Origin of the sequence: Arthrobacter sp. PAMC25284, from assembly GCF_019443425.1 — a bacterium.
Lineage (GTDB): Bacteria > Actinomycetota > Actinomycetes > Actinomycetales > Micrococcaceae > Arthrobacter > Arthrobacter oryzae_A.
Window position 1 is genome coordinate 2,517,775 of record NZ_CP080382.1, and the last position, 19,768, is coordinate 2,537,542.

Consider the following 19,768-nt stretch of genomic DNA (forward strand, 5'->3'; position numbering starts at 1 on the left):
GCAACTTCTTCGGAGGCGGATCAGCTCCTGATCCGCCTCCGAAGCCGCAATATCCGCAGGGCCCGGGCGCGGCCGGGCGTTGTCACTCCGGCAGCCGCCAGGCCGTCTGGAACTCGGGGTGGTCCGCGTAGGGCACAGCAAGGGCGTGCAGCGACTGCGTCGTCCAGTTGATGAGTTCCGGCAGCCAGGGATCGTCGTCGGTGCTGCTGAGCAGGACGGCGAGGCCAGCCTGCCGTGCCGACTCGATGATGCCCAGGAGACGCCGTTTCGCCTCGCATTCGCGCAGGAGGCGCCTCTCGTACCATTGTGCCGACTCGGACACCAAGGGGTCAGAGAGGAGCCGCAACGCTGCAGCCTCGTCTTCGCTGAGCCGCGCGGCGATGAATTCCACCACGTCCACCCTCCGAGCCTACGGCGGGCATCCTTCCCCGTCATATGCCGACCGGCACACAGACACGCTTGCTAGGCTTCCATCATGAAAAAAATCCTCGCCGTCCTGACCGCCGCGACCTTCCTGATCGTCCTGGGCGGCTGCGGCCAGGTGCAGGACGCGGCTGAAAAAGCGGTCAACGATGGCGCCTCACAGGCTGCAACGGCCGCCGCAGGCGAGATCAAAAAGCAGGCCTGCTCCGTGGCCGGCGACGGACTCATCAGCCTGCAGGACAAGAAACTCCTGGGTGGCCTCGTAGCCGGAGCGGAGTCGGCCGGGGTCGCGTCGGACATCACCGCCGCGCTGCGGCAGATCTCCGACTCCGGCGACCAGGTCCCGGCTGAGGCCCTGACGGCGCTCCAGAACGCCTGCGACGCCTAACTGACCATCAACCACAAGCGACCATCCGGACCGGGCCCGATTTAGCGCTTGCCCTTCTTCCGCGATCCCTTGCCGCGGCCCTTGTCCGGGTTGGGTGCGTAGCGCTGGGCGACCTTGGGTTTTTTGACCGCAGGTCCCCGCCGGTCCGGCTTCGGTTCCCGCTTGGGTTTCTCCTGCTGGGCTGAGGGCTGGCGGGAGCTCGCGGCGGTCCGGCCACGGACAATTCCGATGAATTCCTCGATGACCTCATCGGTTGTGTCACTGGACCAGGCCACCGCGATCTGCGTGGCGGGAGCACCCGTCAGCTTCCGCGCGACTGTGTCCTTGACGTTGAAGTGCCGGGCGACGGACATCGGCAGGATCACCAGTCCCGCACCCGAGGCCACGACCTGCAGGGCCATCGCGGGGCCGCCGAGCTCGTCAACGTCCAGGATGGTCTCCGCGGACAGGTCCGCCAGTGCCACCTCCTCAAAGACTGAGATCTCGTGCCCCTTGGGCGCCACAACGACCGGTTGTTCCTCATAGAGCGGGATGACGCTGAGGCCCTCACGCTCCACCGGGAGCCGGACGAAGCTCAGGTCCGCTTCGCCGTCGCGCAATACCGTGACCTGCGCGCCGTCGTCGGACATAAAGGAGTGCAGCGGAACGTCAGGCATCCGCTCCTCCCAGCGCCGGATCCATTTGCCGGGGGTCACGCCGGCAACGTAGGCGAAGCGCAGTTCGCGCGCCTCGGGAGCGGATTCGTCGGTTGTCTGGGGGGATTCATCGTCAGCGGGCACACGTTTACAGTACCGCCAGTGCGTTCAGACGGTGCCGCGCCGGATACCCTAGAAGCATGACCTCTGCAAACTCCCAGTCCATGAAGCCGGCCACCGTTGCCAAGAAGCTTGGCATCTACCTGCCCGCAACACCCCAGGAGTTCCAGGATTCAGTGATCACCCGCGCCGATTTCGCCGAGCTCCAGGCCAACCCGCCGGAATGGCTCGCCGAGCTGCGCCGAAACGGCCCGCACCCCCGCCCGGTGGTCGCGCAGAAACTCAACGTCTCCATCGCCGGCCTGGCCCGCGGCGGCGTCGAAGAGGCGCTGACGTCGGCGGACATCACCGCACTGCTGCAGGCTCCCCCGGCCTGGCTCGTGGCCGAGCGCTCCACCCACGCCGCCGTGCGCGCCGAGGCCCAGCGGGTCAAGGACGACGCTGCCAAAAAGGACGCCAAGAAGGCCCGCACCGCGGCCAGCTAGCACGCACTCCCGGCCGGAAGGCCGATCTTTTGTTGAACAATCCCTTGCGTAGATTGTTCAACAGTCTGTACAGTTGCGGGAAACACCCGTTGTGACGCCAGTCACCGAAACTGTTGGGACCCCCATGGAAACCACCACCGTCAAGGCCGCCCTCAAGCCGGCCGCCCGGCGATCCGCCCTGCTGGGCGCCATGTTCCTTATGGCCACCAGCGCCATCGGCCCGGGGTTCATCACCCAGACGACGGCGTTCACCGTCCAGCTCGGCGCTGCCTTTGCCTTCGCGATCCTGGTCTCGATCCTGGTCGATATCGCCATCCAGACCAATGTCTGGCGCATCATTGGCGTCTCCGGCCTACGGGCCCAGGAGCTCGGCAACAAGGTCCTCCCCGGGGTCGGCTGGTTCCTGGCGGGGCTGGTGTTCCTCGGCGGCATCGTCTTCAACATCGGCAACATCGGAGGCACCGGCCTCGGCACCAACGCCATGATGGGTGTGGATCCGAAAATCGGCGGTGCGGTGTCCGCCGTCGTGGCAATCCTGATCTTCCTCAGCAAGCGCGCCGGCGTGGCACTGGACCGGATCGTGGTGATCCTCGGGGCGCTGATGATCCTCATGACGCTCTATGTGGCCATCGTGTCCGCCCCGCCGCTGGGCGAGGCACTTAAGAACACGATCATGCCGGAGAAGGTCGACTTCCTGATCATCACCACCCTGATCGGCGGCACGATCGGCGGGTACATCACGTACGCCGGCGCGCACCGGATGCTGGATACCGGCGTCACCGGCGTGGAAAACGTCAAGCAGATCACGCAAAGCTCCATCGTGGGCATCCTGGTCACCTGCGTTATGCGCATCCTGCTGTTCCTGGCCATCTTCGGCGTCGTCGCCGGCGGCGTGACCCTGACCGGCAACAACCTGGCCGCCTCCGCGTTCCAGGCCGCAGCCGGCGATATCGGCATGCGGGTCTTCGGCGTCATCCTGTGGGCCGCCTCCATCACCTCCGTGATCGGCGCGGCGTACACTTCCGTGTCCTTCGTGACCAAGTCCACCACCACGGACCGCACCCGGAACCTGATCACCGTCGGCTTCATCGCGTTCTGCACCGTGGCGTACGTCCTGATCGGCCAGGCCCCGCAGCAGCTCCTCATCTTCGCGGGCGCCTTCAACGGCCTGATCCTCCCTGTCGGCTTCGGGGTGCTGCTCTGGGTGGCCTGGCGCCGACGGGACCTCATGCAGGGCTACGTCTATCCCAAGGGCCTGCTCGTCATTGGCGTGGTGGCGTGGCTGCTGACCCTGTTCCTGGGCTACAGCTCAGTCACGACCCTGGGCAAACTGTGGGCGTAACACCGGCCGCGATCGCCGGCATGCCGACACCCGCCGGCCGACCCGTGGACCCTTCGAGTCTGCTCCCGGCCGAGGCACGGGCCCTGTTCCGCTCCGGCCTCGTAACCCCGACCTCGGGCTGGAGCAGCGGCTACGCGCAGGCCAACCTGATCATCGTCCCCAAGGCGCAGGCGTTCGACGTTCTCCTCTTCGCGCAGCGCAATCCCAAGCCCTGCCCGGTGCTGGGGGTGCTCGACGCCGGCGAAACCTCCGGTGCGCTGCTCGCCGGAGGGGACATCCGAACCGACGTACCCAAGTACGTGGTGTATCAGGATGGCCGGAAAGTCGACGAACCAACTGACATCACCGATCACTGGCGCGATGACCTGGTGACGTTCATTGTGGGTTGCAGCTTCACTTTCGAATCCGCCCTCCAGGCCAATGGCATCCACGTGGCCCACATCGACCAGGGCGTGAATGTGCCCATGTACCAAACGTCCGTCCGCTGTGAGCCGGCCGGCGAGATGGCCGGGCCCCTGGTGGTCTCGATGCGACCGATTCCGGCCTCCCAGGTGGCCGACGCCGTCCGCGTCACGTCCCGCTACCCGGCGGTGCACGGCGCCCCGGTCCATGTGGGCAACCCGGCCGAGCTGGGCATCGCGGACCTGGGCCGGCCGGACTTCGGCGACCCGGTCCGCATCCCCGAGGGGCACGTTCCGGTCTTCTGGGCGTGCGGGGTGACGCCGCAGGCGGCCGTTATGGAGTCCCGTCCCGCGCTGGCCATTGCCCACGCCCCGGGGCACATGCTCATCACGGACGCCCGGGATTCGGCTTACCAGGTGCCGTAGGGGCCCGCGAACCGTTTCGGGCAGACCACGCCCGATTTTCGGCGCGGCATCAGGCGGTTTCACCTCGGGATAACCTCCGACCTCGGCTGACCCAGCCACTCGCGCACCGACGGCCCATGAAAGGATTCACTTATGACTAGCGATAATGATGCCGCCAACCTTCCGGCGATAACGGACTCACCCGGCATGGACGCCTCGCCCGAAGCCAGCCGCAGGTGGAACCACATAGGGGCCATCATTGTCGATGCCACGCTGCAGCGCCGGCAAAATTACAATGAGACCGTCAAGCCGCGCGTTCTCGCCCTGGTTGCCGAATGGCCGGATGCCGCCACGACCAGTGGATTCCGGCAGCGGCTCGATACGGGGAAGCTCTCGGGGGTCATCGACTGGCCGTCACCTGGCCGACTCGCCCAAGTGGACGACATCACCCGCGTGTTAGAGCGCCAAGGCATCGAAACGGTTATGGAACTCCGAAGCACGCTCGATGACCACGCGACGAGAGCCGTTCTACGGGAGGCCCTCGCCACCGTGCGGCATGTCAGTCCCAAAACACTGGATTACATTGACGTCCTGAGTAGAATCTCCACGGGTCAGTCCGTCGACGGAGAGTGATCCAAGGGGCAGTCCGGCCGCATCAGAGGACGAGGTGACCAGCAGGAAAACAGCCTAAACCCGGTGACAGGTTCACTGAGGCACCTCTCACCCCCGCTACACAGCCCCGATATGCTCCAGCAGCTCCAGCTCGGCGGCGTCCAGATAACGGCGCAGTTCCGCCGCGGGCCTCGTCCCGGCGGCCGGCCCGCAGCTGCGCCACGAGGGCAGCGTTGCGTTCCACGTAGTGGCTGTGGAAATCCGGCGTTGTGGCCAGAGCGTGGAAGACCAGCCGCATCTGGGCGAGGACCTTTTCCATGAGTTCGGCCACCGAGGCACTGCCGGAGAGATCAACCAGGGCCTTGTGCAGGTCCTGATTGGCGTCCGCCATGTCCCGGACGGACCCGGCCGCCAAGGCGGTGCGGGCGCGGTCAATAATGGCGTCCAGCGCATCGAGGGCCTCGGGCGGCAACTCCCCCCACAGCACAGCGGCGGGCTCGATCAGGCGGCGGACCCGGTAGATTTCCCGGACGTCCTCGGCCTGGGGTGCGGCCACAAACACGCCGCGGTTCGGGATGCGCTGCACCACGGATTCCCCGGACAGGACCGTGAACGCCTCCCGCAGGGTGTTGCGGGAGACGCCGAGCGCCTCGGAGAGTTTCTGCTCGGAAAGTTTCGTGCCGGGCGCCAACTGGCCCGCCGAGATGCGTGACCGGAGCAGCCCGGCCACCCAGGAGACGGTGTGGGCGTGGGTGGCCTGGACCTCGGAAGAGATCCCTTCAAGCGCGGCGTTCATCGGCATGGCTTCCAATCTACAGACATCCCGCCCGCTCCCGGCGCGCGGGACGCCGCAGCCAGCAACATAGCGGCAGAACCGATGTCGGGTGTTTAGGCGATCGTCGCCAGAATGTCCCCACGTCCAACGGCGGCACCGGGCACCTGGGCACCGCGCTGCACTGTTCCGTTCCGGTGGGCAGCCACGGTGGTCTCCATTTTCATGGCCTCCAGGATCGCGACCGGCTCCCCGGCCTGCACCGTGTCGCCGTCGTCGACGAGCCATTTCACAAGCGACCCGGCCATCGGCGAGGACAGTCCGGCGTCGTCCACCGGACCAACTGCCGCCAGCGAACCGGCCCCGTGGCCGCCGCCGCCCATCAGCGCCTCAAACAGCCGCACCGGCAGACCCAGCTGAACCGCTTTTCCGTCGAGCTCCACCGTGATCGTGGTCCGGGCGGCATCCGGTGCCGTGCGGGCGATCTCCGGGGACGCGGCGAGCGGTTCGGCGAAGTCGTTCTCGATCCAGGTGGTGTGCACGCCGAGGCGATCCTCGGCCGTGAAATCGGGGTGACGCACGACCGCGCGGTGGAACGGCAGGACGGTGGGCAGGCCGCGGATCTCCATTTCGTCCAGGGCTGCGCGGGCCCGGCGCAGGGCCTGCGGCCGGTCCTCGCCGTGCACAATCAGCTTGGCCATGAGCGAGTCGTATTCGCCCGGGACGGTGGAACCGGAGCGCACGCCGGAATCCACCCTGATCCCGGGGCCGGTGGGGGCTTCAAAGACCTCCACGGTCCCGGGTCCGGGCAGGAAGCCGCGGGCGGGGTCCTCGGCGTTGAGCCGGAATTCAATGGCGTGGCCGCGCGGCTCGGGATCGGCGCTCAGGGTGAGCGCTCCCCCGGCCGCGATCCGGAACTGCTCGCGGACCAGGTCCACGCCCGTGGTCTCCTCCGTCACGGGGTGCTCCACCTGCAGGCGGGTATTGACCTCAAGGAAGGAGATGATGCCGTCCGTCCCCACCAGGTACTCCACCGTTCCAGCACCGTGGTAGTTGGCTTCCCGGCAGATGGCCTTGGCCGATTCGTGGATGAGGCTCCGCTGTGCCGGGCTCAGGAACGGCGCCGGAGCCTCCTCCACGAGTTTCTGGTTGCGGCGCTGCAGCGAGCAGTCGCGGGTGCCCAGCACCACCACGTTGCCGTGGGTGTCCGCCAGGACCTGGGCCTCCACGTGCCTGGGCTGATCCAGGAAGCGCTCCACGAAGCATTCGTCGCGGCCGAAGGCGGCCAGGGATTCCCGCACGGCTGATTCGAACGCGTCCTCGATGTCCTCGAGCCGGCGCGCGACCTTCAGGCCACGCCCGCCGCCGCCGAACGCGGCCTTGATGGCCACGGGCAGTCCGTGCTCCTGTGCGAAGGCCAGGACCTCGCCGGCGTTCTTGACGGGTCCGTCACTGCCGGGAACCAGCGGCGCACCGGCCCGGACGGCGATTTCGCGGGCCGTGACCTTGTTGCCAAGTTCCCGGATGGATTGCGGCGAGGGCCCGATCCAGGTCAGCCCGGCGTCCAGCACCGCCTGCGCAAAATCGGCGTTCTCGGACAGGAACCCGTAACCGGGGTGGACGGCGTCGGCCCCGGACCGGCGCGCGACGTCGATCAGTTTAGCGATGTCCAGGTATGTCTCGGCCCCGGTGGATCCGCCGAGGGCGTGGGCCTCGTCCGCGAACCGCACGTGCAGGGCGTCGGCGTCGGGGTCCGAGTAGACGGCCACGGACTGCAGTCCCGCGTCGGAACAGGCGCGGGCAATGCGCACGGCGATTTCGCCGCGGTTGGCGATCAGGACTTTTTTCATGGCGTGGTTCCTTCGGAAGCTGTGCCGCCGGTGGCGGGTTCAAGGCGTGCGGAGTTTTCCTGCGGAGCGGCCGGCACCGGCTGCAACGTCTCGGCGTCGACGATGTGGAAGCGCACCCGGTGCCCGGGTGGCAGTTGGGCCGCCACCGGAAGATCTTCGGGCACGACGACGGCGATCACCGGATAGCCGCCGGTCACCGGGTGGTCGTTCAGGAACAGGACGGGGTGTCCGTTGGGCGGGACCTGCAGCGCTCCCGCGACGGCTCCTTCGCTGGGGAGTTCGCCGGTCCGGCTGCGTTCCAGGGCCGCGGCCGGGCAGTTCTCCGCCGCGGCGGGCGCCAGCCGGACACCGATCCGGTTGGACTGTGCCGTCACGGCCCAGTCCTGACCGGTCAGAGTCTGAAGCGCGTCAGCACTGAACCAGTCATCCCGGGGTCCCAGGGTCACCCGCAGTGCAGCGGCGCCGGGCCCTGACCGCAGCGTTGATTCTTCCGCGGCGCCCACCGGCTGCAAACCGGCGGCGGCGGCCACCGGCAGGACGGTTCCGGCAGCCAGTGGTGCGGGGCCGATTCCGGACATCGAATCAGTCGACCGGCTCCCCAGCACCGGCGCAACGCCAAGCCCCCCGCGGACGCCAAGGTAACTGCGGACCCCCGCGGTCGGCGTGTCCAGGCTCAGCGACTCGCCATCGAGCAACGCAAACGGGGCGCCCATTGCCGGGCGGAGCCGGAGGGTGCCGCTGGCGTCGCGGATCTCCAGGGCCACCGTGGCGCCCGCGACGGCCACCACGTGGTCACCGTGCGCCCGGACGGCGAGGCCGCCCAGGAGGTTTTCGACGACGGCGGCACCGGGTGCGTTGCCGACCAGCCGGTTGGCCTGCCGGGCAGATTGCGTGTCCGCGGCCCCGGCGGCGGACACGCCGAGATCTCCGAAGCCGGGGCGGCCGAGATCCTGCACGAGAGCCTGCAGCCCGGGAGCCGTGACCACGAGTGCGGACCGAAGCGGGGAAGCCTGGGAAGCGGCATCCACAACGGCTGGCCGCTTACCCTTGGGGGCTACGCCAATTACCTCGCGGACGGCCCGGTAGCGGACGGTATCGCCAGGGCGCACCAGCGCGGGCGACTCGCGCTCAAGGTCCCACAGCACCGCCGCCGTGCGCCCGATCAGCTGCCAGCCGCCAGGCGACTGCCGCGGATACACGGCAGAGAACGCTCCGCCCAGAGCCACCGCCCCGGCCGGGACGGCGGTCCGCGGCGACGTCCTGCGCGGCACTTCAAGGCGCTTGTCCTCTCCCACGAGGTAGGTGAAGCCCGGGGCGAAGCCGCCGAATGCGGCCGTCCACACCTGATCGGTATGCGCCGCCACGACGCCGTCGGCTCCAAGGCCGGTGAGCTGACCCACCTCGGCGAGGTCCTCGCCGTCGTACACCACCTCAATGGTGACTTCCCGCCCGTCCGTACGGTGCAGTCCGTCCAGCTCCAACTGCCCGACGGCGGTGTGCCCGGCCACAGCCTGCGCCCGGCTGTTGAACTTCACCAGCAGCGTGGCGGCGGCGGCGACGGCGTCCAGTTGCCCGGGGAAAGGTTCGGCGACCAGGCGCTGGTGCAGGGCCAGCACGGACGCCAGATCCGTCAGCTCCACGAGCCAGGGCCCGGGGGCCGGCCCAGCGGATGCCGGTGATGCTCATGCAAAGCTCCGGACGGTGACGCCGGCAGCTTCGAGGCCGGCGCGGACGGCGGCCGCCATGGCCACGGCGCCCGGGGTGTCCCCGTGCACGCAGATGGAGTCGGCCCGGATGTTCAGCACGGAACCGTCCCTGGCCACGATCTTTCCTTCGCTGGCGAGCCGGACCATGTTTTTGGTGATGAGCGCGGTGTCGTGCAGGACGGCGCCGTCTTCGCGGCGGGAGACCAGGGTGCCGTCGGGGTTGTAGGCGCGGTCGGCGAAGGCTTCGGACAGTACCCGCAGCCCCCTCGCTTCGGCCTTGTTCCCTGCTACGGCGCCGGGCAGGAGCAGCAGCGGCAGTCCCGGGCTGAAGGCGTGCACGGCATCCACCACGGCCTGCGCATGGACCTCATGATGGACGATGGCGTTATAGAGCGCGCCATGCGGCTTGACGTACTTGATCTCGGATCCGGCGGCGCCGGCCAAGGCCTGGAGGGCGCCGAGCTGGTACAGGACGTCATCGGCCAGTTCCGTCGCGGAGCAGTCGATGAAGCGGCGGCCAAAGCCGGCCAGGTCCCGGTAACCGACATGCGCGCCGATGGTCACACCGGCCGCCACGGCGTCGCGGCAGGTCTGGGCGATGGTGCTGGGGTCCCCGGCGTGGAACCCGCAGGCCACGTTGGCGCTGGAGACGTGGCGGAAGACGGCCGCGTCGTCACCCATGGTCCAGCTGCCGAAGGATTCCCCGACGTCGCTGTTCAAATCGATGATGGGCATGTGATCTCCGCCTCAAGTTGCATGATTTCCATCATGCCCCACAATCACCGATTGTTCAACAATTTATTGCGTATCGTCCGTTCAGTCCTGGTGCAGCTGGACATAGTTACCGCAGCCGTCGTCCAGCACCGCCGTGGTCCCGCCGGGGCCTGCGGACGGCTCCGCCTGGAATATCACGCCCTTGCCCGTCAACCGCTTGTACTCGGCCTGGACATCGGTCACTCCGAAGACAATCGCCGGGATTCCGGCGTCATGGAGCGCATTCATGTAAGCGGCCCCGATCGGGTTGTCGGTAGGCTCCAGCAACAGCCCGACAGTCCCACCGCCTACCCCCGCGGGGTCCTTGACAATGAAGAGGTTCTGCTCGGGCATCGCCATGAGGGTATCGAAGCCCAACGCCCCGGTGTAGAACTCGTGGGCTGAGGCCGGGTCCTTGACATGGATGCTGCACATTTTCAGTCGCATGGGCCCTAGGCTACGGCGATCACCTCAGCGTGTCATCAGCGGCTTCTTCGACCTGCCCCCAGCCTCGGAGCAGCCGGGGGCCGGTTAATTTCAGACGGGTGCTTCAGTGGCCGGCTGTCAGGTGGGAGCCGGCTGCCGGCCCGCGTTCAGCAGGGCTGCGGCGGGCACGTCCTGCTGGCAGGCGGCAGCCCCGTCCGATTCGGTAGTTCGTCAGCGTGCTTACTATGCTGGGCTGACAACTCCGCAAAGAAACGAGCATCGTATGACTCCGGCCGCTGCCAGGCGTTCCCTTCCGTATCCGCTGGGCGTCACGCTGAGGGACGGTGGCGCGAACGTGGCCATTTACTCCCAGAGCGCCGACGCCGTGGAAATCTGCACCTTCGACGGCGACGGTGCAGAGACCCGCACTGTGTTGCCGGAGCGGACCGGACACGTGTTCCACGGCATGATCCCCGGAATCGAAGTCGGCACCCGGTACGGCATCCGCGTCGACGGCGCCTGGAATCCCGACGCCGGGTTGCGGCACAACGTCAACAAGCTGCTGTTGGACCCCCACGCCACCGCGATCGAGGGCGGCTATGACTGGAGCCAGGCTGTCTTTGCCCACGATATGAATAACCCGGCCGAGTTCGACGCCACGGACTCCGCCGCTTCGACGCCCCGCTGCGTGGTCACGGACCCGTCCTTTGATTGGGACGCGGGTGCCCCCGACGTCGCGCCGCGCACCCCGCTCGCCGAGACTGTGGTCTACGAAGTCCACGTCAAGGGCTTCACGCAGCAGCACCCGGACGTCCCCGAGGACATCCGCGGAAGTTACGCCGGCCTGGCGCACCCCGCAGCCATCAAGCACCTCACAGACCTTGGCGTGACCGCCGTCGAACTGCTGCCGGTGCACCAGTTCGTACAGGACAGCCACCTGGAGGAAAAGGGCCTGCGCAACTACTGGGGCTACAACAGCATCGGCTTCTTCGCCCCGCACGGCGACTACAGCTCGGCCGGCGACGGCGGCGGCCAGGTCGCGGAGTTCAAAGCCATGGTCAAGGCTCTCCACGCGGCCGGGCTGGAAGTCATCCTCGACGTCGTTTACAACCACACCGCCGAGGGCAACCACATGGGCCCGATGCTGTCCTTCAAGGGCATCGACAATGCCGCCTACTACCGCCTGGTGGAGGGGGAGGAGTCCGCGTACTTCGATACGACCGGAACGGGCAACAGCCTCAACGTGGGCCACCCGGCGGCACTGGGACTCATCATGGACTCACTGCGCTACTGGGTCACGGAAATGCACGTGGATGGCTTCCGCTTCGACCTGGCCACCACACTGACCCGACAGGACGGCAGCGCCGAGCTGCACAGCGCCTTCCTCACCCTGATCCAGCAGGACCCGGTCCTTGCCCCGGTCAAGATGATCGCCGAGCCCTGGGACACCGCCGGCTACCAGGTGGGCGGGTTCCCGGCCGACTGGTCCGAGTGGAACGGCAAGTTCCGCGACGACACCCGCGAGTTCTGGCATGGCGGCGAGAACGTGCTCGGCGACTTCGCCCAGCGCTTCCTCGGCAGCCCGGACGTGTACGAAGGCAGCCGCCGCGCACCGGTGTCCAGCGTCAACTTCATCACCGCGCACGACGGTTTCACCTTGGCAGACCTCACTGCCTACGACGAGAAGCACAACGAAGCGAACGGTGAGGACAACAACGACGGCGAAAGCGACAACCGCTCGGCCAACCACGGCATTGAGGGCCCCTCCGATGATCCCGCCGTGACCGAGCTCCGCGACCGCCAACGCCGGAACTTCCTGGCGACCCTGCTCCTGTCCACCGGCGTGCCCATGATTCTGGGCGGCGACGAAATGGGTCGAACCCAGGGCGGGAACAACAACGCGTACTGCCAGGACGACGAGATTTCCTGGTTTGACTGGAGCAAGGTCGATGCCGGACTCCTGGAGTTCACCACGGAGCTGATCACGCTCCGGCGCGAGAACCCGGCACTTCGCCCGGACTGGTTCCGCCACGCACCGGAGGCCGGCAGCGCCGACTCCGTCCGGGTGCTCCGCGCCGACGCCGAGGGCTTCAGCGAAGAGGACTGGACGGCAGACCACCGCGCCATCGCGTTCGTTCTGGAGCACGACGGCGCCGACGCCTTCGCCGTGCTGCTCAACGCCGCCGAAAACGGCGTCGAATTCACCGTCCCGGCAGCCCCGCAGCAGGAGTGGCAGCTTGTGCTCTCGACCGACCCGGGACAGCAGGCGGAGACGCCGGTAAGCACCCTGATCGTGCGTGACCGCTCAGTAACTGTCCTGCGCTCCCGCGCATAGCGGTCGTCCCGTGGCGCGGCCGCAAGGCTGCGCCACGGCACTGGCCTCAACACCGTTCCACACTGCCAGTGCACTTGTCTCTTCCGTTTCCACTGTCACGTCCTCCAGGTCCGTGTGTGCGGCTCGCCGGACATCAGATTCGGCCAGTAACGGGCCCGGCCCTGCAGCTTATTCCGTGCCGTTGTCCCGTGCTTCAAGGTGTTTGTCCATGGCTTCAACGGCCTGGTTCCACCGTGCTGTCAGTGCCTGCCTGTTCAGCGGTTCGAACATGCTGCCCAGTACCTTTTCAATTGCATCGTATGCGGCGTCCTTGGCCCGTTCCTGCGCCGCCAGGCTGTAGTAGTTCATGCCCTTTATTCGATGCCGCAACCTAAAAAGATGCCCGGTGGCTCTTCGCATTTAGGCATGGTTAGGGGTTTTCTGCCGGTAGGGTCAGTGGGCGCAGGCGGCGGATAGGCATCTGAGCCGCCCCTGGCGCCGGGGGCAGGCGGCACCATCGGCATGCCCCTCGGATCTGCGCAGGACCGCTGCAGAGACAGTCCCACTCGTCAGGTGTGGCACACGTTCCTACAAACGTGCGGCAGGATGGGCGTCATGACCATTGCCAAATCGGTGCTGCTGTTCATCCTGGCCGCTGTCGCGGAAATTGGAGGGGCCTGGATGGTGTGGCAGGCCGTCCGGGAGGGCCGGGCGTGGTGGTGGGCCGGTATCGGGGTCATTGCCCTGGGCCTGTACGGTTTCGTGGCGACGCTGCAGCCCGACGCGCACTTCGGTCGGATCCTGGCCGCGTATGGTGGCGTGTTCGTCGCGGGGTCCTTGGCTTGGGGCATGGCCTTCGATGGGTTCCGGCCCGACCGCTGGGACGTTATTGGGTCCCTGATCTGCGTTGTGGGGGTAGCCGTGATCATGTTCGCTCCGCGTGGGCCGGTTTCCTAATGCAACTACAGGTGGGCTACTGCATCCCCGTGTGTCAGGCTGGGACGCTACCCGGGGTTCGCAGCAAGTCCGTTTGATCGCGTGGGGCGAGATTTAGGAATCCAGTAACCATGCCCAGTCCAGTCCCCCCGCCGCGGCCCGGTCCCTCAGCTCGCGTGCTTTCTCGGGGAAGAGTGCCTTCGTCCGTCCGCGGTAGACTCCGCGTGCCGTGGCCAGGGTGACCCTTCGCGCTGGCGTTCACCGATCCGGGCCCGGAGTTCATCCAGGTTCCGGGCGAGCAGGTCACGCAATCAAGCCCCCAGGAGCAGATTTGGGCCTTCCTGGTGTTGTTCGCGGGCCGCGGATGGCTGTGTCGGCCCGCCCAGGCCGTGGCCGCCCGGCGGTGCAAGCGGCCCCGAGTCAGCAGCCGGCGGCGAAGCCGACGGGTACGGCTGCGGCCTGCCAGACACTGCCGTCCCGGGCGCTGTCGATCGTGAACAAGACGGAGCCGCGGCCGCCGTGTTTCGTGAACCCAATTTCACCGGAGAACGGGCCCAGCTCCGGACCGCCACTGGCGGTGACGAATCCTTCACCGACTGGCTCATCCCATCCCCGTCCGTGAACCGTAACCCGCACGGTCCCCTCGAACGCACGGGCTTGGCCGGCGACCTGCACAGGTGAATCGACGTTGGCGCCCGGCCCGGGGACGGTGACCTCGATGTCAGAGGTCGTGGCTCCCAGCACGTACCACTGCTGGTCGCTCATCTGGCGCACCAATACGGTGGTCACGGGTCCGTTTTCCTCGGCCCGCACCGCGAACTCGCCCGAGCGGCTGTCGCCCTGCATGAAGTCGCTGATCAGCGGATCGGTGAACCCGACCAGATCCACCGCGAATGACCCGGCGAGATCCCGTGGATCATCAAATCGCACGCTGCCTCCCGGCTTCGGGTAGACGATAGTGGCTGCTTCGGCGTCGGAGACACCGTCCTCTCCGGTCAGCAGGCGCGTGTAGCAGCGGAGAGCGGCGGCGCGGACCTCGACGATCCGGGCTTCGGTTACCTGTCCGCTGATGTCCAAAAGCGAGCCCCAGTCAATGCTGCACCGCGGGGCAGCGGTTGCGGCTGGGGGCCCCATAAGTCCCAGCCCCGCCAGCATGACTAAACCAATGAGGAACGCATGAAGCTCCTTCACGGCGAACCGCCTTCTTTCTCAAGAGAAGTGATATCAACCACGATAGAGAGCCGCGTCATGAGTGAGACCGCCGAATCGTGACGGATCGAGATCGTTATGGGCGCGGTCCAAAGGTAAAGATTCAGCAGGTACAAACACCACGGAGGGCAGAGCTGCCCAACGATGGTCTCCTTGACTGGCCGCATACGTCCGGTTGCGGTATGCCCTAACCGGAAGGTCAGGCATGCTCCCCCGCGCCTGTTGAGCACCTCTCGTGCGGAACTCGAGGTTTGATCGCCTGAGCCGATTTATCCTCCTGGGCCGCGTTAGGCATGCCTGCGGCTCACCGCCAGCCATCGGGGCAGACTTGCCACTGAAGTCGAGAGCCGGGTTCAGCTGGCATCGATCGGGAACCGGTTATGCCACACCGGGGAAGCATTGACTGCCGAAGCAGGATGGATTCCAATGGAATAGAGGAACCTTGCCGAATGGCAGGGTCCCCGGAGGTGTTGGTAATGACAACTCTTTTTGATCTTGGACCGCTGGGACCGTTGCAGGTACTGGCCTTATTCGCCGTGGTCGTGATCGCCGCCGCCGGGGCCGTGTATTTCGCCCGCAAGCACCACCGGGACCCGCAACTGCCCGATGCGGTCTTCTGGGACGGGTTCGCCGGGGTGGCCATTGTGGCCCCCGCGGTCTTAGTCCCTGCCCTCGCCTCCCCCGGCATCGGGCTGCTGCTCGGTGGCGCTGCGGTCGGCGCGGCGGCAGTCAGCTACCGATGGGCCCCCGCAAGTGTTCCGCTGGCAGGCTGGCCGCACGGCGGCCCTTGAGGTGGCCGTCCTAAACGATGCCGCCGCGGTGCGTCACCGGAGTGCCCTTGACCGCTGGCAGCGCTATGAGCTCGACCCCGGCTACTGCATCGATTACCCGGCCATGAGCGATCCCGCCGAACCCCACACTGCCGAGCTCATCCGCGCCATGAGGTCGGCGGAACTGCTGCGCGGCGGGGCAGCGGCCGGCTGCACCGACGCCGCCTACAGCGGGGCGGTTGACCGGCTGGAGCAGGCCCTGGCCGCAGCCGAACGCGCCGCCGGCGTCCGGGAGAGTGTCCAGGAGGGCGTCCGGGAGCTGGCGTCACTGGACACCGCAAAGGACTGATCGCGTCGACCGGCACCCGGCCGCCGTCAGACTCCCCGAGACGTTGGCGGCGTTGACCTGATAATCGCGAAAGAAAGGGCGCCCCGGCCTGCCGGGACGCCCTGCCTACTCAAATGACTGCGCCTACAGCTCCACGGTGGCGCTCTCGCCCGCGCTCATCCGGCTTCCGGTCGCTTTCGACTTGACCCACTGCAGGACCGTAGCCGCTGTTCCGCCCGGGCTGGTCCAGTATTCCGCCGAGTCAGAGTCCACCCTGAGCAGCACGACGCCGGGGGTGTCCGGACCGTCCGGGAACCATGCCTCCACTGCCTGGTTCCACATCGCGTTAATCTTTGCGCGGTCCGTCACAAGCTCCGCGGTTCCGGCGACCGAGACCCATTCGGTGCGTTTGCCGAAGGAGACGTTGACCACCGGGTTCGCGCGGACATGGGCCACCTGCGAGGTTTCTTCAGACGTGAAAAACCACAGGTCGCCGTCGTCCTCGACATCCTGGACCGCCAGCGGCCGGCTGACCAGGGAGCCATTTTCGTTGATGGTCGTGAACATTCCAATGTGTGAATCGTTGATGATGTCCGTTACTTTGCCGATGCTTTCGCTGTCCGACATACCTCACCTCGCTCCTGGTCCGACGGAGGAAGGTCCTCCTCCGCCCAGCCTATTCATAAGTATGCTTAGGTTCAATGTCGGTGGGAGTCGGCCCCCCATTGGCCGCGGCTCAGAGGCCGCGGCCGATGACCTCGCCCTTGAAGAATTCCGGCCGCAGCCGGGCCATGACCAGCATCAGAACAACGCCGAGCAGGATCACTCCAATGCCGAGGACGAACACCAGGCCGACGCCGCCGAGGGAAGAACCCGAGCCGTAGGCGGGATCCATCGAGTCCATGGAGGTTTTGACGAACATCACCAAAAGCATCACGCCGCCCAGCAGCGGTGCGAGGAACTTGAAGAAGAAGGCGTGCGCGGAGCCGAACGCCTGGGACCGGAAGAACCACACGCAGGACAGCGCGGTGATGCCGTAGTAGAAGCAGATCATCATGCCCAGGGCCGTAATGGTGTCCCACAGCGCGTTCTCGGACAACGAGCGGGTAACGACGTAGAAACCGGCGGCAGCGACGGCGGAGGCGATGGTTGCGTAACTGGGCGACTTGTAGGTCGGGCTGACCCGGCCGAACTTCAGCGGCAGCGCCCTGTAGTGGCCCATGGACAGCAGTGTCCGGGCCGGGGAGACGAAGGTGGACTGCAGCGAGGCCGCGGAACTGCTCAGGATCGCCAGGGACATCAGGATGGCGAACGGGCCCATCACGGGACCGGCCAGGACGGCAAAGATGCTGCCCTGGTTCTCCGGGTTCCCGGCGCCAAGTCCGGTGTCGCCGACTCCGGCGAAGGACAGGGTGGACAGGCTGACTGTCATGTAAATCAGGACGATGACGACCACGGTGACGGTAGCGGCCCCGGCCCGGTGTCTTCTCCGGGTTCCTGGTCTCCTCGTTCATGGTCAGGGTCACGTCCCAGCCCCAGTAAACGAAGATGGACAGCGACACGCCAGCGGCGAACGCGGAGAAAGATTCGACGGCGAACGGGTTGAACCAGTCCGGTGCAATGGAGGTCGCGTCGAATGCGGTTCCGTTGGCGACGTGGCTGAAGGCAGCGACGGCGAACCAGCCCAGGACGAGCAGCTGGAATCCAACCAGGACGTACTGGACACTCTTCGTGGTCTCCATGCCGCGGTACGAAATCCAGCACGCCAGCGCGATGAAGGCCAGCGTGGTGGCGATGTTCAGCGGCAGGATCGTGGTGAGGTCCGCCAGTTCCGGGTTGCCGAAGATCTGCGCCAGCATGAGGTAGAAGAAGTCCACGGCCACCGCGGCGAGGTTCGAGAGCACGATGATGGTGGCCGCGATCAGGCCCCAGCCGCCCATCCAGCCGACCCACGGGCCGAAGGCCCGTGAAGCCCAGGTAAAGGACGTCCCGGCGTCGGGCATCGCGTTGTTCAGTTCGCGGTAACCGAACGCCACCAGCAGCATCGGAATAAACCCGACCAGGAAGATCGCCGGCAGGTGGACCCCGACCTCGGAGACGGTGGGACCGAGGGCGGCCGTGAGGGTATAGGCCGGGGCAATACAGGACACGCCGATCACGACAGCGCCGATCAGCCCTACCGAGCCGGCCTTGAGACCCTTTTCGCTTAGGCCTTTGCGGTCTGGACTTGACGTCGCCACGGACGTCTCTGGTTTGATGCTCATTTGTGTGCCTCTCCGAAAGGATCATTCGACGTTGAATGGGTTGGGCTGAGCGGAGCATCGCTGCGCTCATCTACACGGGGAACCGCGATCATCGCGACGACGGTGCCTGGTTCCGCGGCCGTGCCCTAGCGGGCCTCGACTGGCACCGCCGGACGTTCGGCGACGGCGACGATTCGCGCTGCTGTCTTCCGGCCCATCCGCACAGCACCATCAACGTGCTGGTATCCCTCGGCGGCAAGATCGGAGCAGGCCCAGTGGATGGGCCCGACCGGCGTGAGCTGGTCTTTTCCATAGCGGTGCAGACCGCCAAGGTCGTAGCTGGCCGCATACGCGCCACGGGTCCATTCCTCAGAACCCCAATCGGATTCGTAGTACACCTCGGGCTCGAGGGCCTTGTCGCCCAAGAAGCCGGCAATGGATTCCAGGATGGCGCGGCGGCGGTCCTCGGCGCTGAGTTCAAACATCGCGTCGGCCTTTTCGTCCGAGATGAAGCCCACCAGGGTGCCGCGTGGATCTTCGTAGTTGGTGTTGTCATAGACCTCCTGGACCAAGGCGTCGGCGCCGAAGCCGGTGCCGGAGAGGCCTTCCTCGCGCCAAAACGGCGAGCTGTAGACGGCGTGGACCTTGATGACAAGGCCCAGCGACTGGTGCTGGTGCATCTGGAGCTGGCGGCGCGGCAGCGGCGGGTTGAAGGAGACCCGGGAGTACAGGTTCGGCGGCACGGCCATGATCACAAAGCGTGCGTTCACAGTGACACGGTCGGACACGGCAGTGACGCGGTAGCCGCCAGCGGCTTCCGCCCAGTTGATGGTGCGGACCGGGCTGTCGAGGACGACGTCGCCGCCGAGTTCTGCTGCCTGCAGCACGGACACCTGCTGCATCCCGCCGACGACCCGCTTGTCCAGGATGAAGTCCTCGTCGGTCAGGTGGGTAAAGGACCCGGCGGACGCGGCCATCAGCACGGCCTGCAGCGCAGAGAAGGCGTGAGCCGGCTTGGTCAGCATGCCGCCGGCAATGAAGAGGCCGATGTTGTTGCAGGCTTCCTCGTCGGTGGAATTCTGCCGCAGCCAGTGATGGAAGGAGATGGTGTCCAGCTCGCGGGATTTCGGGTGTGCCCACGGCTCGGTGGGGCCGATTTCCGCGGCGAGCGAGTCCAGCAGGGCCGTGAGTTTGTCCATCTCGGCCGCGGTGGTGGAGTTAACCGGAAAAGTGTCTCCGGTATAGAGCGTGCGCTTCCCGTCCCCGCCGATGTAGACGGACGCGCCTGCCCGGTAGCGGGAGTAGGTTTGCAGGCCGAACTCGTCCAGGAGGGCCAGCAGTTCGGACTGGTCCGGCGAAACCCACTGTCCTCCAATTTCCAGCATGGCTCCGCCAATGGTGTCCGTCCAAGTGCGGCCACCAACCCGGTCGCGGGCTTCCAGAACGGCAACACTCAGCCCGGCTTTCTTCAATTCCCGGGCTGCGGTAAGTCCGGCGGGTCCGGCTCCGACGATAACGACGTCGCGGTCAAGTTCCAGCATGGTGTCCTCTCTCCATGGCCGCCTGGGTGATGCCGACCACTAAATGAATGATATTCATTTCTGAGAAACTATAGCGGTTCTTCGCAAGCCAGGGAAGACCCGTCGGGCG

20 protein-coding genes and 1 pseudogene are annotated in these 19,768 nt (G+C 66.6%); 9 read left to right on the top strand and 12 right to left on the bottom strand.

Annotation, left to right across the window (positions count from 1 at the left end):
- Positions 1-82: 82 nt before the first annotated feature.
- Positions 83-400, bottom strand: coding sequence for a DUF6221 family protein (locus tag KY499_RS11665; protein WP_219885448.1), 318 nt, complete (start codon positions 398-400; stop codon positions 83-85).
- A gap of 75 nt (positions 401-475) precedes the next feature.
- On the opposite strand from KY499_RS11665, the gene KY499_RS11670 reads away from it, so the two are divergent.
- A complete protein-coding gene (locus KY499_RS11670; protein WP_219885449.1) occupies positions 476-811 on the top strand; it encodes a hypothetical protein in 336 nt (111 codons plus the stop codon).
- Positions 812-852: 41 nt separating this feature from the next.
- On the opposite strand, the gene KY499_RS11675 is transcribed toward KY499_RS11670, so the two are convergent.
- Positions 853-1,590: a LysR family substrate-binding domain-containing protein gene (locus tag KY499_RS11675; protein WP_219885450.1), complete on the bottom strand. Its 738-nt coding sequence runs from the start codon at positions 1,588-1,590 to the stop codon at positions 853-855.
- A 56-nt stretch (positions 1,591-1,646) separates the two neighbouring features.
- Here KY499_RS11675 and KY499_RS11680 point away from each other — a divergent pair, with 56 nt between their 5' ends.
- The 4 genes from KY499_RS11680 to KY499_RS11695 all read left to right on the top strand — a co-directional run bounded on the left by KY499_RS11680 (position 1,647) and on the right by KY499_RS11695 (position 4,832).
- A complete protein-coding gene (locus KY499_RS11680; RefSeq protein ID WP_123255856.1) occupies positions 1,647-2,051 on the top strand; it encodes a DUF5997 family protein in 405 nt (134 codons plus the stop codon).
- Between the two features lie 124 nt (positions 2,052-2,175).
- Positions 2,176-3,393 (top strand): NRAMP family divalent metal transporter, encoded by a 1,218-nt coding sequence (locus KY499_RS11685; protein WP_123255855.1) that lies wholly within the window; start codon positions 2,176-2,178, stop codon positions 3,391-3,393.
- Positions 3,394-3,413: 20 nt separating this feature from the next.
- On the top strand, positions 3,414-4,220 hold the full coding sequence (locus tag KY499_RS11690; RefSeq protein WP_123255861.1) for a putative hydro-lyase: 807 nt from the start codon (positions 3,414-3,416) through the stop codon (positions 4,218-4,220).
- Positions 4,221-4,352: 132 nt separating this feature from the next.
- The gene (locus KY499_RS11695; protein ID WP_219885451.1) at positions 4,353-4,832 is read left to right on the top strand and encodes a hypothetical protein; all 480 of its coding nucleotides are present in this window, start codon (positions 4,353-4,355) and stop codon (positions 4,830-4,832) included.
- Between the two features lie 22 nt (positions 4,833-4,854).
- On the opposite strand, the gene KY499_RS11700 is transcribed toward KY499_RS11695, so the two are convergent.
- The 5 genes from KY499_RS11700 to KY499_RS11720 form a co-directional block, all read right to left on the bottom strand.
- Entirely contained in the window at positions 4,855-5,613 is a 759-nt protein-coding gene (locus KY499_RS11700) for a GntR family transcriptional regulator (protein ID WP_308813038.1), read from the bottom strand.
- An 86-nt stretch (positions 5,614-5,699) separates the two neighbouring features.
- Positions 5,700-7,433, bottom strand: coding sequence for a biotin carboxylase N-terminal domain-containing protein (locus KY499_RS11705; RefSeq protein ID WP_219885452.1), 1,734 nt, complete (start codon positions 7,431-7,433; stop codon positions 5,700-5,702).
- Positions 7,430-9,073, bottom strand: a complete 1,644-nt coding sequence (locus tag KY499_RS11710) for a 5-oxoprolinase/urea amidolyase family protein (RefSeq protein ID WP_308813039.1) — start codon at positions 9,071-9,073, stop codon at positions 7,430-7,432. Before KY499_RS11710 ends, KY499_RS11705 begins: the two co-directional genes overlap by 4 nt.
- 42 nt (positions 9,074-9,115) lie before the next feature.
- Positions 9,116-9,874, bottom strand: a complete 759-nt coding sequence (locus KY499_RS11715) for a LamB/YcsF family protein (protein WP_123255850.1) — start codon at positions 9,872-9,874, stop codon at positions 9,116-9,118.
- An 81-nt stretch (positions 9,875-9,955) separates the two neighbouring features.
- Complete coding sequence (locus KY499_RS11720; RefSeq protein WP_123255849.1) at positions 9,956-10,339, bottom strand: VOC family protein; 384 nt, start codon at positions 10,337-10,339, stop codon at positions 9,956-9,958.
- A 262-nt stretch (positions 10,340-10,601) separates the two neighbouring features.
- Here KY499_RS11720 and glgX point away from each other — a divergent pair, with 262 nt between their 5' ends.
- Complete coding sequence (gene glgX / locus KY499_RS11725; RefSeq protein ID WP_219885453.1) at positions 10,602-12,653, top strand: glycogen debranching protein GlgX; 2,052 nt, start codon at positions 10,602-10,604, stop codon at positions 12,651-12,653.
- 168 nt (positions 12,654-12,821) lie between these two features.
- Here glgX and KY499_RS11730 read toward each other — a convergent pair whose 3' ends face one another.
- The gene (locus KY499_RS11730) at positions 12,822-13,001 is read right to left on the bottom strand and encodes a hypothetical protein (RefSeq protein ID WP_219885454.1); all 180 of its coding nucleotides are present in this window, start codon (positions 12,999-13,001) and stop codon (positions 12,822-12,824) included.
- 246 nt (positions 13,002-13,247) lie between these two features.
- On the opposite strand from KY499_RS11730, the gene KY499_RS11735 reads away from it, so the two are divergent.
- Positions 13,248-13,589 carry a YnfA family protein gene (locus tag KY499_RS11735; RefSeq protein ID WP_123255847.1) on the top strand — a complete coding sequence of 114 codons (342 nt, stop codon included), beginning with the start codon at positions 13,248-13,250 and terminating at the stop codon, positions 13,587-13,589.
- Between the two features lie 399 nt (positions 13,590-13,988).
- Here KY499_RS11735 and KY499_RS11740 read toward each other — a convergent pair whose 3' ends face one another.
- The gene (locus KY499_RS11740; RefSeq protein WP_219885455.1) at positions 13,989-14,759 is read right to left on the bottom strand and encodes a Gmad2 immunoglobulin-like domain-containing protein; all 771 of its coding nucleotides are present in this window, start codon (positions 14,757-14,759) and stop codon (positions 13,989-13,991) included.
- Between the two features lie 494 nt (positions 14,760-15,253).
- On the opposite strand from KY499_RS11740, the gene KY499_RS11745 reads away from it, so the two are divergent.
- Positions 15,254-15,568 (top strand): hypothetical protein, encoded by a 315-nt coding sequence (locus KY499_RS11745; RefSeq protein WP_219885456.1) that lies wholly within the window; start codon positions 15,254-15,256, stop codon positions 15,566-15,568.
- On the top strand, positions 15,531-15,896 hold the full coding sequence (locus KY499_RS11750) for a hypothetical protein (protein WP_219885457.1): 366 nt from the start codon (positions 15,531-15,533) through the stop codon (positions 15,894-15,896). Before KY499_RS11745 ends, KY499_RS11750 begins: the two co-directional genes overlap by 38 nt.
- A gap of 123 nt (positions 15,897-16,019) precedes the next feature.
- Here the strand turns inward: KY499_RS11750 and KY499_RS11755 are convergent, their stop codons facing one another.
- The 3 genes and pseudogenes from KY499_RS11755 to KY499_RS11765 form a co-directional block, all read right to left on the bottom strand.
- On the bottom strand, positions 16,020-16,502 hold the full coding sequence (locus KY499_RS11755) for a pyridoxamine 5'-phosphate oxidase family protein (protein ID WP_219885458.1): 483 nt from the start codon (positions 16,500-16,502) through the stop codon (positions 16,020-16,022).
- 109 nt (positions 16,503-16,611) lie between these two features.
- Positions 16,612-18,139, bottom strand: a pseudogene (locus tag KY499_RS11760) (APC family permease).
- 125 nt (positions 18,140-18,264) lie between these two features.
- Positions 18,265-19,659, bottom strand: a complete 1,395-nt coding sequence (locus KY499_RS11765) for an NAD(P)/FAD-dependent oxidoreductase (RefSeq protein WP_123255842.1) — start codon at positions 19,657-19,659, stop codon at positions 18,265-18,267.
- Between the last annotated feature and the right edge of the window lie 109 nt (positions 19,660-19,768).

Bases quoted from the DNA above. Each gene is read 5' to 3' on its own strand.
- KY499_RS11700 (WP_308813038.1), bottom strand. From the start codon at position 5,613: ATGCCGATGAACGCCGCGCTTGAAGGGATCTCTTCCGAGGTCCAGGCC.
- KY499_RS11730 (WP_219885454.1), bottom strand. From the start codon at position 13,001: ATGAACTACTACAGCCTGGCGGCGCAGGAACGGGCCAAGGACGCCGCA.
- KY499_RS11745 (WP_219885456.1), top strand. From the start codon at position 15,254: ATGACAACTCTTTTTGATCTTGGACCGCTGGGACCGTTGCAGGTACTG.
- KY499_RS11715 (WP_123255850.1), bottom strand. From the start codon at position 9,874: ATGCCCATCATCGATTTGAACAGCGACGTCGGGGAATCCTTCGGCAGC.
- KY499_RS11695 (WP_219885451.1), top strand. From the start codon at position 4,353: ATGACTAGCGATAATGATGCCGCCAACCTTCCGGCGATAACGGACTCA.
- KY499_RS11690 (WP_123255861.1), top strand. From the start codon at position 3,414: ATGCCGACACCCGCCGGCCGACCCGTGGACCCTTCGAGTCTGCTCCCG.
- KY499_RS11680 (WP_123255856.1), top strand. From the start codon at position 1,647: ATGACCTCTGCAAACTCCCAGTCCATGAAGCCGGCCACCGTTGCCAAG.
- KY499_RS11765 (WP_123255842.1), bottom strand. From the start codon at position 19,659: ATGCTGGAACTTGACCGCGACGTCGTTATCGTCGGAGCCGGACCCGCC.
- KY499_RS11685 (WP_123255855.1), top strand. From the start codon at position 2,176: ATGGAAACCACCACCGTCAAGGCCGCCCTCAAGCCGGCCGCCCGGCGA.
- KY499_RS11705 (WP_219885452.1), bottom strand. From the start codon at position 7,433: ATGAAAAAAGTCCTGATCGCCAACCGCGGCGAAATCGCCGTGCGCATT.
- KY499_RS11755 (WP_219885458.1), bottom strand. From the start codon at position 16,502: ATGTCGGACAGCGAAAGCATCGGCAAAGTAACGGACATCATCAACGAT.
- KY499_RS11720 (WP_123255849.1), bottom strand. From the start codon at position 10,339: ATGCGACTGAAAATGTGCAGCATCCATGTCAAGGACCCGGCCTCAGCC.
- KY499_RS11735 (WP_123255847.1), top strand. From the start codon at position 13,248: ATGACCATTGCCAAATCGGTGCTGCTGTTCATCCTGGCCGCTGTCGCG.
- KY499_RS11670 (WP_219885449.1), top strand. From the start codon at position 476: ATGAAAAAAATCCTCGCCGTCCTGACCGCCGCGACCTTCCTGATCGTC.
- glgX (WP_219885453.1), top strand. From the start codon at position 10,602: ATGACTCCGGCCGCTGCCAGGCGTTCCCTTCCGTATCCGCTGGGCGTC.